Origin of the sequence: Alteromonas sp. S167 (assembly GCF_036864375.1) — a bacterium.
Taxonomy (GTDB): domain Bacteria; phylum Pseudomonadota; class Gammaproteobacteria; order Enterobacterales; family Alteromonadaceae; genus Alteromonas.
The window spans coordinates 105,283-118,297 of the sequence record NZ_JAZETR010000008.1 but is presented as its reverse complement, the minus strand read 5'-3'; the positions used below and the strand labels follow the sequence as shown (position 1 = coordinate 118,297).

Below are 13,015 nucleotides of genomic sequence, written 5' to 3'. Positions count from 1 at the left end.
TTGGTGCGGGTTTACTCTTTATGGCCAACCTATGTGCTACCGATTTCCCCCGCCACATAAACCAAATTTATTATTAACTTTCCTTTAACGGGCTACTCTGACTATGCTTTTTATGACTATAATAGGCAAAATTAAAACACTTGTTTGAAAAAGGAGTCATCCATGCCTCTGTACCATGCCCCAACAGCTGATTTTCAGTTCCTTCTGAAAGACTGGCTTGGACTTGATGCGCACTACGAAAAGCTAGGTATTAGCGATTTCGACAGTGATTTGGCCAATGAAATTATTTCCCAAGGCGCGAAGTTCGCACTTGATGTTGTTGCTCCTCTTAACCGTGAAGGTGACGAAGAAGGCTGTAAACTAGAAAACGGCAAAGTGACGACCCCTAAAGGCTTCGCTGAAGCATACCAAGAGTATGTGGCCAATGGCTGGAATGCGATGCTAGGTACTGCAGAGTACGACGGCCAAGACCTACCGTATACCATGGCAGTCCCGGTGCATGAAATGCTAAATGCGGCGAATTTAAGCTGGCGATTAACCACCATGCTTACCGAAAGTGCCACGCTAGCTGTGACTAAGCACGCCAGCAAAGAGCTGAAAGATATCTACCTTGCTAAGCTAATTAGCGGCGAGTGGACAGGTACTATGAACCTGACAGAGCCACACGCGGGCACCGACCTTAGCTTGCTTAACACCAAGGCTGAGCCGCAAGGCGACGGCAGTTATAAAATTACGGGTAACAAAATCTTTATTACCGCCGGCGATCATGATTGGAGTGAGAACGTTATTCACCTTGTACTGGCGCGTCTTCCTGATGCACCGAAAGGCGTAAAAGGCATCAGCTTGTTCCTTGTACCTAAATTCCTACCAGACGCTAACAACGCACCAGGCGAAGCAAACAGCTTATCTGTGGGTAGCATTGAGCACAAAATGGGGATTAAAGCTAGCCCAACCTGTGTAATGAACTTCGATGATGCTACTGGCTGGTTAGTAGGTGAAGAAAACCAAGGTTTGGCGTGCATGTTTACTATGATGAACGACGCGCGCTTCCAAGTTGGTATGCAAGGCCTAGGTGCAGCTGAAGCGTCTTATCAAGGTGCGCTTACTTATGCACGCGAGCGTGTTCAGTCACGTGCACCTCAAGGTATTCAAAACCCTGAAGGCAAAGCTGACCCTATTGTATTCCAACCCGATGTTGCACGTATGCTGCTAACGCAGAAATCGTTAATTGAAGGCTGTCGTGCGCTATCGCTACTTTATGCGAAGTTTATGGACGTGGAAAAGCTAAGCGATGGTGAAGAAAAAGAAAATGCCGACAAAGTTCTGCAGTTCTTAACGCCAGTTTGTAAGGCATTCATGACCGATATGGGCCTAGAGACTACCAGCATTGGTGTTCAGGTATTTGGCGGTCACGGCTTCATTCGCGAATGGGGCATGGAGCAATTAATGCGTGATGTGCGTATTGCTATGCTTTATGAAGGCACTAACGGTATTCAAGCACTTGATCTAATTGGCCGTAAGCTAACGCGCGACGGCGGTCAAATGATGGAAGCAACGTACAATGCATTTGGTACTTTAGTTGCTGACATTCAAAACGCAGAAGACAAAGCGCTTGCCCAAGGCATTCTAGACGACTGGCGTGCATCGGCATCGGACTGCTTGGGCATGGATCCAACTACAGCAGCATCGGCTGCCTGTGACTTCCTTAACTACACTGCATACTCGCTAATTGGGGTATTGTGGTACAGCATGGCCGACACGGCAGCGCGCGGCGACAATGCAGTACTTGCTGCGTCGAAGAAGAAGACACGTGATTTCTACATTGAACGTCTGCTACCTCGTCGCGATGCACACAAAGCAGCGTACCTAGCGGGTCCTGACAGCACACTTGCCATTGCTGGCAGTGAGTTCGATTACCTGTAAGCGTAAGTAGATAGTCCTGCCAAATAAGCAGAGCTTTCGTCCCATCGTAGATACAAAAAGGCCGCCTAATTCGTCAAGAATTGGCGGCCTTTTCTTTTGCATTTATACATTTATATCGGGCTTATATTAGCGCAGGAACAATAGCCGGTAAGAGGCCAGTTCGCTACTCTTCGTTTGCAGCCACGTTTGTCGTAAACGTATCGTTAAACCAGTCTTCTAACATGATTTTTTCGTAGCTCAGCGTGTCTCCGCGATTTTGGCGAATATTCGACTCCATAAAATTCATGTCTTTCAGCTGCACTTCTTCAGCACTTGAGATCACAGCGCCTTGCTCATCTGACAAGGTGTAGCTAAACGTCATTCTGGGAATATCTACACGTTGAATAACGCGTACATCGTTGGCCGCACCTACGCCAAACCCCACAAATTGACTTGGCCAAACCTGGCCTGCTAAATCCACGTTCGTTACCGTCATCGTTAACTTTTGTGACTCAGGCAACTTCGATGCAAGTTCAACAATATGCTCTTCCAATGCCGCTAGGGTACGTTCGCGAAATCGCTTTCTCGATTCATTGGCAGGACGTACATCGGTATACTTCTCTGCATTTTCCCATGTTACTTTCACTTCAGCCGCAGACACCGGCGAACTAGCGAAAAGCAGCGGTAGCGCCACCGCACTTCCTAACAAGGAACATAGAATGATTTTATTCACGTTGAAACTCCTACATAACCGCTACAGGTAAACAGCACTTGTTGATCTTTCGGTTACAACGCCCCATTGCTAGCTAGCAATAACTAATTAGGCGATTGCAAAACCGACGACTGCTTTATAATTAGGCACAACTGTGCCCTTTTAGTTCCCGTAAAATTTGGGTTTATATCGTCGCCGTCACAATACACGCCACTGAAACGACGAAGACTTGCTTTATCTACGGTTATTTCCTGTAAATAGGTTTGTTGGTAGGGTTTAAGCGGGCCAATTTGCATTACCACGTTTTCTCTAAACGCTTCTAATTCGTTGCGTTCGGGCATAGTAGCCATTTCTGCAAGCCAATCAGAAATAGAGTTTTGCACATCTTCAAATAAATATTGTGCAAAAGGCGAGCGCAGTACCAGTACCAAAAGAACAATTTCAGCAGCAATAACAAAAAAACGTAACATGACTTCTCAGCCTACTTCTACAGTTGTATACAACGTTTAACAGCACTTATTCAACATAGATATTTGGTTGACAATAAGCACTGTAACTCGTTCAGTTCCATTAAACGTTAGTGAGTATATACATACATTTATAGGTCATAAATAGCGCTATCTATACGCCAGTATATATGCCTGCATATATGTTTAAATCACATCATCAGCATTACCGCGTTGCTATAAACAACGTGCGCCTTACTACTATCATCTTTTGCATTCACTCAATATTTGAGTGTTGGCTTTCCTTTACTATAAATTGTTCATTTGCTGTACGAAAGTACTATCGAAATAATGTTACAGGCCTTCTACCTTAGCCTTGTTAAACAATTGTTAACAAGCAAAGGTTGAAGAAAATGAAAATTATAAAAATGATAGTTCTGTTATTAATTTCGTCGGTTGTAGCTAATTATGCTAACGCGTGTAAAGACGCTGTCGTATTAGTACACGGGAACAGTGCGTCACCATCAAGTTGGAATAACACGGTTAGTGAATTATACCGTCGAGGCTACTCGTCAAGCGACTTGTTCTTGCCGAACTGGGGCTCAAAGACATGTGCTGCATGCAATAACCACAGCGGTTCAGAGGAAACACCGGTGAGGAATGCGATTATTGATGCAGTAAACGCATCGTGCACAGGGCGTATTGATGTTATCGCGCACTCGATGGGTGTTACCTTATCTATTCAACAAATAGATAAACTAGCAGCATCAGGTTTTGTGGATAGCTTCGTAGGCATAGCAGGCGCAACAAAAGGCCTGCGCACATGTGGCATGTACCCGTTTAACGTGTGGTCAAGTACGTGCGGACGAGACGGCCTTTCTATTTCAAGCCCATTTTTAGACAGCATTGCCAACGTGCCTATTGGTCGAAACGTGTATTCCATTAAAAGCAATATTGATCAAATTGTGTGCGCAACTGGCGTATGTACAGTTAACGGCGTTCATAGCAGCAGAATAGACGGTGAAGACGCGTCATATACTTATGTTTTAGGTCATTTCGGTCTTCAAACAGACACTGCTGTACAGCAAGTAAACCTTATTCAATAGCGACAGTTTGACCTAATGCTCGATTAAGGTCAGTGGTTAAATGGCCTTAATTGAACTTAGAACTAAACTTTCATAAAATCACAGACTCAAACTTTCTGAACTTTCAGTATTGACTGAAACATAAAAAAAATGGATCATTCACGCCACTATTGATCTACATTAAAGATGATGTAGCACATGCTGTTATACTCAACGTAGCAGTAGATGTTGTTAGCGAAGGTGTAACTATGAATGACCAAATACCGGTAAAAAATGTCACTCCGGTAAAAGTGCATAAGCCCAAAGGGGCTATTGAAGGGAAACGTTACGATTCTCGCAGCCGCATTTACGTGCGCGCCGTAAAAGGTCCACTGGAATCTTTCCGCCGTTTTTTCGGCCTATTCTTTTTAGGCCTGTTCGCTATTATCCCTTGGTTCCAGTACAACAATCAGCAGGCAGTGTTACTTGATATTGGCGAGCAGCGCTTCACCATATTCTCGTTAACACTATGGCCACAAGACCTTACGCTGCTAGCGTACATATTTATTGTATCGGCGTTTGCCTTGTTTTTCGTCACCACTTTCGCGGGGCGTGTGTGGTGCGGGTTCATGTGTCCGCAAACTACGTGGGTATACATTTACACTTGGTTTGAAGAGAAAATTGAAGGTCCTCGTAACAAGCGCATAGCACTAGATAACCGCGCTATGGATACCGACAAGTTTCTTCGCAAAACAGCCAAACACAGCGCATGGATTGCTGTTGCCCTGCTCACTGCACTCACATTCGTAGGCTACTTCACACCCATCGACCGTCTATTCATTGACTTCTTCACCGTTAATACCAGCTTTTGGGCTGGGTTCTCAGTTATCTTTTTTGCTGTATGTACCTACGGAAACGCAGGGTATATGCGTGAGATAATGTGCACGCACATTTGTCCTTATGCGCGATTCCAATCGGCAATGTTTGATAAAGATACCTTTACCGTGTCGTATAACGCGAATCGCGGAGAGCAGCGTGGCCCTCGCCCAAGAAAGTTAAGCCATGAACAAGTACAAGAAAAGGGCATTGGTGACTGTATAGACTGTAACTTATGTGTACAAGTGTGCCCTACCGGTATCGACATTCGAAATGGCCTGCAATACGAGTGCATCAACTGCGGCGCATGTGTTGATGCCTGTAACGGTGTAATGGATAAAATGGGGTACCCCAAAGGCCTTATTAGCTTCACTTCTGAAGAGGAACTTGCAGGCGGCAAAACGCATATTATTCGCCCCAAGCTAATAGGTTACTTCGTGGTGTTAGTTATTATGTTAGGCCTGTTATTCGCCAATATTTATACTCGCAGCCCCACTGAAGTTGACATCATTCGCGACAGAAACTCACTGTATCGAGAAACCAACGAAGGCCTAATTGAAAATGTGTACACCATTAAAGTGCTTAACAAAACCCAGCAAGAGCACACCTACACTATTGCGGTAAAAGGTTTGCCTGACTACACCTACATTGGAGAACAGCAGGTTACTGTTAAAGGTGGCGAGGTGTACAGCACGCCAATATCAGTTGCAACCGATGCCTATAATCTGGAAGATACGGTAACGGATATCTTCATCAGCGTAACCACCACCATTGATGGCGAGGCAGTTACCGTTGATGAGCCAACTAAATTTCTTTATCGATGACAGATTTTTCTTTCTCGGGGCTTAGCCCCGACACCATACTTGATGCCCTGGAATCTCAGGGCATTTTTTTACAAAGCGGCCTGCTTGCGCTTAATAGCTACGAAAACCGCGTATATCAGTTTTTAGCTGAAGACGGGAAGCGCTACGTTGCTAAATTTTACCGACCTGGGCGATGGACTGACGCCCAAATACTTGAAGAGCACGTGTTCGCAAAAGCATTAGTTGAAAGCGAAATTCCGCTCGCAGCCCCCATTGCATTGAATGGTAGTACCCTGCACCACCATAATGTTAAGGGCACCGACTATCGCTTTACGCTATTTCCATCGGTAGGCGGTCGACAGTTTGAAAACGACAATTTAGATCAGCTTGAATGGATGGGCAGATTCATTGGCCGCATTCATCAAGTGGCGCAAGCAACACCATTTAAAGAACGCCCTACCATTGATATTCACAGTTATTTAGAAGAGCCAAAGCACGTGCTTGAGAATAGCTCGCTGTTGCCAGAGCACTTAAAAACCGCATTTTTCGCTATTCTTAACCCGGTTATTGAGACTACGCGCAAGGCTTACAGCGCTAGTTCACTCATTCGCCTACACGGCGACTGTCACCCGGGCAACATACTGTGGCGCGATGGCCCTACTTTTGTTGATTTAGACGACTGTCGTATGGGTCCAGCCATTCAAGATTTATGGATGATGTTAAGCGGCGACAGACAACAACAGCTGCTGCAGCTCGAAACCCTAGTTGAAGCCTATGAAGAATTTCACACTTTCGATAACAGCCAGCTTTCATTGATTGAGCCTCTTCGCGCTATGCGTATGGTGCATTATATGGCGTGGCTATCAAGACGTTGGGAAGACCCCGCTTTCCCTAGAGCATTCCCGTGGTTTGCCGAAGATAAGTACTGGGAAGGCCAGATATTAGCCCTAAAGGAACAGTTAGCCGCGTTAAACGAAGCACCACTTAAGCTTGGGTTTTAATCAAACCGTATATTCTATATACTCTCGCCACGCGTAGGTGCGCCAATAACTACCTTTGTTCTACAGTCATTGGCGTTAAACGGGAAACCAGTGAAAAACTGGTGCTGCCCCCGCAACGGTAAGCTCCATGTTGTTGTTCAACATGCTCTTTTCATACACCACTGTCTTTTAAGCAATACCTGCTTTTGTCGATGGGAAGGTAAAAGATCTGAAGTACATTTTCAGCGAGTAAGCCCGGATACCGGCCTGTGCCTCATGGCTCATACAGTTATTTCACTCATAACCGTATTGAGCGTCCACAATAACATGTGCTCGGGTGGAGCACATTTGATAAAACACTGAAAAATCATGCGTACACAACTAACTCGCGCTGCTGTTGCTACAGCGGTTTTGTCGTGCTTTAGCACACCTTCATTTTCTCAAAACACAGACTCAGAAATAGAAACGCTTACCGTTACTGGCTCTCGTTTACCTATTCAACTTACTAAGCTTCCAGGCTCAGTATCGGTGCTAACCGAATCAGATATTAAAGCGTCGGGTGCTATTCAGCTTATCGACCTTATTCGCGGTTTACCGAGCGTGAGCCTTTCACAATCGGGCAGCCCGGGCGGACTTACCGAAGTTCGCGTTCGCGGCAGCGAAACCAACCATTTACTCGTACTAATTGACGGCGTTGTTGCCAACGATGTAGGTCAAGGCAGTTTAGTTGACCTTGCACATTTAAATAGCGCTAACGTTGTGCGAATAGAGCTATTACGCGGCCCGCAAAGCGCACGCTGGGGAAGCGGCGCCATTGGTGGTGTATTAAGCATTACCACCAAGGCCGGTCAGTTTGATAATGCATCATCGGGCGTAACGTTAACCGCGGGCGCGGGTAACCAAGGCACCTATACCGGTAGTATTAATGCAACGTCGCAAATCGACAAGTTAGGCGTTACCGCTTACGCAAACTACTTCAATACCGATGGCGATAATGTTTCTCGCATGGGAAGTGAAGACGATGGCTACCAGAACGTAACGGCGGGCGTTAATGCTAACTACGCATTTAATGATGAGCACACTTTTATTGGTAACCTGCGCACGGTTAACTATGAAAACCAGTACGATGGTACTGATTTTGTTACCACAGGCCTGCCTACTGATTCAGATAACGTAACCGATGGCACACAACTAAGCGCAAAGTTGCGCTGGGAATTTGCACCAAATGCCACAGCTTATCGCAGTGCACTAAGCCTTCAATATCGTAAAGATGAAAACGACAACACAACATCTGGGCTTAATGCAGGCGGCACAACAGGCGAGCGATTAGAGCTTAACTGGACAAGCTTTTACAATTTCGACAACTGGCAAGTGGCAGGCGGCGTTGAATATTTACAGCGCTTGTTTGCACAGCGAGGTCCAATTGGTTTTGGCGACCCCAATCAGAAGCAACACGACAACACATACAGCGTGTTTGCCGAAGCAAATGGTGAACTTAGCGACAATGTGTTTGCTACGTTAAGCGTGCGTCACGATAGCAATAGCGAGTTTGACAATGCAATAAGCTACCGCGGCGGTTTAACATGGCAACTTAATAAACACTATGCGGCATTTGCCAGTTTAGGCCGTGCAGTAAAAACGCCCACCTTTACCGAACGCTTTGGCTTTTTCCCAGCAAGCTTTATTGGTAACCCTAACCTTCAACCAGAAACCAGCGAAGAATGGGAAGTGGGTGTTAAAGCCAACTGGGCCAATATAAGCGGCCAAGTTAGCTATTATCACACCGACCTTGAAGATGAAATTAACGGTTTTGTATTCATCCCCGACCTTGGTACTTTTAGTGCTGACAACGTTGCTGGCGACAGTAATCGTGAAGGTGTTGACGTAGAGCTAACGTGGTCAACCGATTACGGAAACCTAGGTGCAAGCTATAGCTATTTAGATGCTGAGCAAGATAACGCGGGCATAGTGACCACCGAGTTAAGACGCGCCCGTCATCAAGGTGCGTTAACTTACATGTCGAACTTAGGCACAAAACGCTTTAGTCTTTATGCAAAGCTAGCGTATACCGGCACGCGTTTTGATACGTTCTTCCCGCCGTTCCCAGCATCACCTGAAACGCTAGCGCTTTCAGCATACACTTTAGCCACGGTGAACCTTGGTTATCAAATTGATGAAAAATGGCAGCTTGCGCTTAAAGTTAACAACGTATTCGATACCGATTACGAAGATATTGTTGGGTTCGCTGGGCAAGAAAGACGTGCATTACTGTCGGTAACTTACAGCATGTAATTAAAACCGATAGAACGGTTATCATCGCACTTAAAATGCCGCCTAATAGCGGCATTTTCTTTTCCCTTTAGTCGTTCATTCAACATTCAGGTTTTCATCATTAACATAAAGCCATACGATTAACGCAAAACTTGCATTTTATCGCCACCACTACGCGTATTAACGCTTGATAACCTACAGGTTCTAGTTAACCTTAAATGCCTGTGATAATCTCAACGTGTTTTTTGAATTATAATTATAGGAAACAATTTAATGAAAAAGTTTGCAGTAATGTTTGTCATGGCAATGCTTTTGCCATTAGCAGCCTGTGCGCAAGAAGCAGGTTCTAAATGGAAAGAAGGCACGCACTATAAAGTACTCGACAGAGAAGCCACTGATAAGCCTGTTATTACTGAGTACTTCTCATTTTGGTGCCCACACTGTTTCCAGTTTGAACCTATCGTAGCGCAAATTAAAGCGAAGAAGAGCGAAGGCACTAAATTCAACAAAGTACACGTAAACTTTATGCGCTTCACTGGTCCAGACGTACAAGATGATGCAACAAAAGCCATGCTTATCGCGCGTGCTATGAAGCAAGAAGAAGCGATGAACGGTGCTATCTTTAACTACATTCACAAACAGCGCGCTTCTATCACGGGTCTTAAAGACTTACGCAACATCTTTGTTGTAAACGGTGTAGATGGCGCCGAGTTTGATAAAATGGCTAAGAGCTTTGGCGTAAACAGCATGCTGCGTAAAAACCAGCAACAAATTGATGATTACCGTGAATACTTAACAGGTGTACCAAGCTTTATTATCAATGGTAAATATCAGCCTACGTTTACTGCTGATATGACTTTTGACGATATTGCTGACTTAATTGTATGGCTATCTGAGCAAAAGTAGTTTGTATTGCCTTTGCATTGGCGGGGCAGGCTATTTCAGAAAATGGGCGCTTTGCGCCCTTTTTCGTTTCTATCTTTTCAACAAATTATATTAGAGGTATGTCTTTGGAACAAAACACCGTGGTGCCAGTGGAAAACTTTGCGGCTTTTATTTGTGAACTTGATAAGTTAAAAGCGGTGAAAAGACAAATTACGTTACCCGCTGACGGCAACCGTAAAGAAAACTCGGCCGAACACAGCTGGCACGTAGCGCTTATGGCAACCATGCTTTGTCAGTATGCCGCTAAACCCATAAACACGCAGCGCGTTATCCAAATGATCCTAATTCACGATATCGTGGAAATTGATGCCGGTGATATGTTCGCCTTTAACGAACAGCAAGATCACGATGCACAGGCAGAAAAAGAGTTGACTGCTGCAAAGCGTATTTTCGGTTTATTACCTGCGCCGCTAAATAACGACATGTTGTCATTATGGCTTGAATTTGAAGATGCTAAGACAGATGACGCTGAATTTGCTAAAGCGATGGACCGAGTATTGCCCGTTTTTCAAAACATGAACAATGAAGGCGGAAGCTGGAGAAAATACGGCATTGCTCGAGAGAAAATTGAAAAGCGAAATCACCACCTGAAAACCTGTGCGCCGCAGCTTTGGCAATATCTAATGACTGAACTTGATAGCGCCGTTGATAAAGGCTGGTTGCTGAAATAATGCTTTGTAAGTGTTTTGTGAGTAGATAACGCAGTATTAAAACAGTGCGCTTGAAAAGACTTCAAGCGCATCAGTTTAAAGTTGCAAAGTGCGACTATAAATGGGTTTAGAAACGCGTACCAACCCACATCCAAAAGCGGTTTGTATCTACTTTAAAATCATCAGCATCGTACGTACCGTACTTAATACCAAAGCGATACTTACCATCAAACTTCTTGGTGTACTGTAGGTTTATCTCGCTGCCTAAATCGTCTACTCCCGGCGTGCTCTCATCTGCACTAAAATCGTGGTATGCCACTATCCATTTACCACCCGCTAACTTGCCTGACAATGAGAACTTAAGGTCTTGTAGCCCTTGTACTGGTGTATTTAAAAATTGGTCGGTCCAACCATTAAATTTATGCAGCGTGGCAAGTGGCGTTGCAAAACCATACAGCCCATCATCTGAACCCAACACTTCATAGTCTACTTTTGCTGTTATGCCCGAAATAGTAGCGCCAACATATGCATTAAAATAAGATGCATCAAAATCGGTGGCTGTTTCACCGCTACCCGACTCGCTTGACTGGGTGGCAAATTCTGCACCATACGCCCAGTTAATACTGTCGCCTTTCATTTTGCCGTCAAAGCTTACACCATAGGTATCAAGCGCATTGGGTGTATCGTTATCTACTTCAAGTAAATACGCATAAGCCGCAAATTTACCTATAGGTGATTTATAGGTAGCGTGCACAATGTGGTCTTTCGAATCTAAATCGGCGGCTTCTGCAAATATGCGGTTACGCTTGTATAAGTAGCTATAGAATACTTCTACATCTTTACTAAACGCATATTTTGCACTTACCGCATCAAAGGTTTGTTTATCTTGACGCCAAGCCACATGCCCCACAAATCGGTGATCGTCAAGGGTAATAACCTGACGGCCTAAACGACCCGTAAAGTTGTCGCTTTTGTATTGAATATAGGCTTGATCAAGCTCTGTAGTCTCGGGGTCAGCAATAACAGAGTATTCACCCGGATTGAAGCCAGCAGGCCCAACACTGAATTCATCTTGCCCCATTACAATACGACTGTCTTCTACTTCAGCGGTAAATGAAAAACCATTTACGCTGCCGGTTGAAAAGCCAATCCAAGTACGAAGCGTTAGTGCGCTTGCATCTTGAAGTGCATTGTCTTGGTCTGCAGTTTCCATGCGTAAATTGAAATCTGCATAAGCAGTAGAATTGCTTAGTGCATCATGAATGCTATCGGCAAACGCGCTGCCAGTAAGTGAAGCCAAAACAGAAGCCGCTAGAAATTTGAGGCTCATTTTGTGAAACGTGTTCATGTGTATTCCCTATCGGTGTTGTTTTTAGAATCAGCGATCCCCTTCCGCACGAAAACGTGCAGAAAACGATAATGTTTAAATGCTTTTTTAAATATGCGTGCGGCGAAGAACCGCACGTTTTCAGATGCCGATAGCGCTAGGCTGCATCTGAATTATTTGAATCTTTTTTTTCAGGTGACGCCTCGGTTTTATGTTTTTTGCTTTCAGATTTAACGTGAGAAGATACGGTCTCTACCTTCTTTTGCTTCTCGTATAAGAACGTAAGCACTTCATGGCGATAGTGGTTGTACTGAGGATTATCGGCCAATGCCAAGCGGTCACGGGGTCGCGGCAAATCGATATCGAGTATTTCACCAATGGTAGCGGCAGGGCCATTGTTCATCATTACAATGCGATCTGACAGCAGCACTGCCTCATCCACATCATGGGTAATCATAATGACCGTGTTACCCAAGTCGGCATGAATTTCCATAAGCGAGTCTTGCAAGTGAGCGCGGGTTAATGCGTCTAGGGCACCAAATGGCTCATCCATTAACAGTACTTTAGGCTCCATCGCCAGTGCACGTGCTATACCCACGCGCTGCTTCATACCACCCGATATCTCGCTTGGTAGTTTATCAAGCGCATGAGTCATGTGGACTAACTCGAGATTATGCAAAATCCAATCACGCATTTCTGCTTTGCTTTTACCTCGCATGGTAGATTTTACTGCTAGCTCAACATTCTTATAAACACTTAGCCAGGGAAGCAAAGAGTGGTTTTGAAAAACTACCGCTCGTTCTGGACCAGGCGTGCGCACTTCTGCGCCATCTAGAATAACGCCGCCAGTTGTTGCCTGATGAAGTCCAGCGATAATGTTTAGCACCGTAGACTTACCGCAGCCCGAGTGGCCAATAAGCGATACAAACTCACCTTTTGACATTTTAAGGTTAACGTCTTTAAGCGCGGTAAAAGGGCCTTTAGGCGTTGGGAAGTCTATGCCTACTTGCTCAAGCTCTAAATGTTTTGTGGTCATAAT

11 protein-coding genes and 1 riboswitch are annotated in these 13,015 nt (G+C 44.9%); of the genes, 7 read left to right on the top strand and 4 right to left on the bottom strand.

Going from position 1 to position 13,015, the window contains the following annotated elements; all coding sequences use genetic code 11:
- The first annotated feature begins 162 nt into the window (after window positions 1-162).
- Window positions 163-1,923 carry an acyl-CoA dehydrogenase family protein gene (locus V7R35_RS13330; RefSeq protein WP_334015379.1) on the top strand — a complete coding sequence of 587 codons (1,761 nt, stop codon included), beginning with the start codon at window positions 163-165 and terminating at the stop codon, window positions 1,921-1,923.
- 163 nt (window positions 1,924-2,086) lie between these two features.
- On the opposite strand, the gene V7R35_RS13325 is transcribed toward V7R35_RS13330, so the two are convergent.
- Entirely contained in the window at window positions 2,087-2,635 is a 549-nt protein-coding gene (locus V7R35_RS13325) for a DUF3016 domain-containing protein (protein ID WP_334015378.1), read from the bottom strand.
- An 83-nt stretch (window positions 2,636-2,718) separates the two neighbouring features.
- On the bottom strand, window positions 2,719-3,084 hold the full coding sequence (locus V7R35_RS13320) for a hypothetical protein (RefSeq protein WP_334015377.1): 366 nt from the start codon (window positions 3,082-3,084) through the stop codon (window positions 2,719-2,721).
- A 389-nt stretch (window positions 3,085-3,473) separates the two neighbouring features.
- Between V7R35_RS13320 and V7R35_RS13315 the strand changes: the two genes are divergently transcribed.
- From V7R35_RS13315 to V7R35_RS13290, 6 genes are all read left to right on the top strand, one after another.
- Entirely contained in the window at window positions 3,474-4,166 is a 693-nt protein-coding gene (locus V7R35_RS13315; RefSeq protein ID WP_334015376.1) for a lipase, read from the top strand.
- Window positions 4,167-4,393: 227 nt separating this feature from the next.
- On the top strand, window positions 4,394-5,824 hold the full coding sequence (gene ccoG, locus V7R35_RS13310) for a cytochrome c oxidase accessory protein CcoG (protein WP_334015505.1): 1,431 nt from the start codon (window positions 4,394-4,396) through the stop codon (window positions 5,822-5,824).
- A complete protein-coding gene (locus V7R35_RS13305; RefSeq protein ID WP_334015374.1) occupies window positions 5,821-6,804 on the top strand; it encodes a serine/threonine protein kinase in 984 nt (327 codons plus the stop codon). Before ccoG ends, V7R35_RS13305 begins: the two co-directional genes overlap by 4 nt.
- Before the next feature lie 18 nt (window positions 6,805-6,822).
- A riboswitch (cobalamin riboswitch) is annotated at window positions 6,823-7,068 on the top strand.
- Window positions 7,069-7,152: 84 nt separating this feature from the next.
- On the top strand, window positions 7,153-9,075 hold the full coding sequence (locus tag V7R35_RS13300) for a TonB-dependent receptor plug domain-containing protein (protein ID WP_334015373.1): 1,923 nt from the start codon (window positions 7,153-7,155) through the stop codon (window positions 9,073-9,075).
- 252 nt (window positions 9,076-9,327) lie between these two features.
- Window positions 9,328-9,960 carry a thiol:disulfide interchange protein DsbA/DsbL gene (locus V7R35_RS13295; protein WP_334015372.1) on the top strand — a complete coding sequence of 211 codons (633 nt, stop codon included), beginning with the start codon at window positions 9,328-9,330 and terminating at the stop codon, window positions 9,958-9,960.
- Window positions 9,961-10,064: 104 nt separating this feature from the next.
- Window positions 10,065-10,670: an HD domain-containing protein gene (locus V7R35_RS13290; protein WP_438823478.1), complete on the top strand. Its 606-nt coding sequence runs from the start codon at window positions 10,065-10,067 to the stop codon at window positions 10,668-10,670.
- Window positions 10,671-10,776: 106 nt separating this feature from the next.
- Here V7R35_RS13290 and V7R35_RS13285 read toward each other — a convergent pair whose 3' ends face one another.
- Window positions 10,777-11,997: an alginate export family protein gene (locus tag V7R35_RS13285; RefSeq protein ID WP_334015370.1), complete on the bottom strand. Its 1,221-nt coding sequence runs from the start codon at window positions 11,995-11,997 to the stop codon at window positions 10,777-10,779.
- Between the two features lie 136 nt (window positions 11,998-12,133).
- Window positions 12,134-13,012 (bottom strand): ABC transporter ATP-binding protein, encoded by an 879-nt coding sequence (locus V7R35_RS13280; RefSeq protein ID WP_334015368.1) that lies wholly within the window; start codon window positions 13,010-13,012, stop codon window positions 12,134-12,136.
- Between the last annotated feature and the right edge of the window lie 3 nt (window positions 13,013-13,015).

Coding starts and splice junctions, on each gene's coding strand:
- V7R35_RS13330 (WP_334015379.1), top strand. CDS start 163: ATGCCTCTGTACCATGCCCCAACAGCTGATTTTCAGTTCCTTCTGAAA.
- V7R35_RS13320 (WP_334015377.1), bottom strand. CDS start 3,084: ATGTTACGTTTTTTTGTTATTGCTGCTGAAATTGTTCTTTTGGTACTG.
- V7R35_RS13315 (WP_334015376.1), top strand. CDS start 3,474: ATGAAAATTATAAAAATGATAGTTCTGTTATTAATTTCGTCGGTTGTA.
- ccoG (WP_334015505.1), top strand. CDS start 4,394: ATGAATGACCAAATACCGGTAAAAAATGTCACTCCGGTAAAAGTGCAT.
- V7R35_RS13305 (WP_334015374.1), top strand. CDS start 5,821: ATGACAGATTTTTCTTTCTCGGGGCTTAGCCCCGACACCATACTTGAT.
- V7R35_RS13300 (WP_334015373.1), top strand. CDS start 7,153: ATGCGTACACAACTAACTCGCGCTGCTGTTGCTACAGCGGTTTTGTCG.
- V7R35_RS13295 (WP_334015372.1), top strand. CDS start 9,328: ATGAAAAAGTTTGCAGTAATGTTTGTCATGGCAATGCTTTTGCCATTA.
- V7R35_RS13285 (WP_334015370.1), bottom strand. CDS start 11,997: ATGAACACGTTTCACAAAATGAGCCTCAAATTTCTAGCGGCTTCTGTT.
- V7R35_RS13280 (WP_334015368.1), bottom strand. CDS start 13,012: ATGACCACAAAACATTTAGAGCTTGAGCAAGTAGGCATAGACTTCCCA.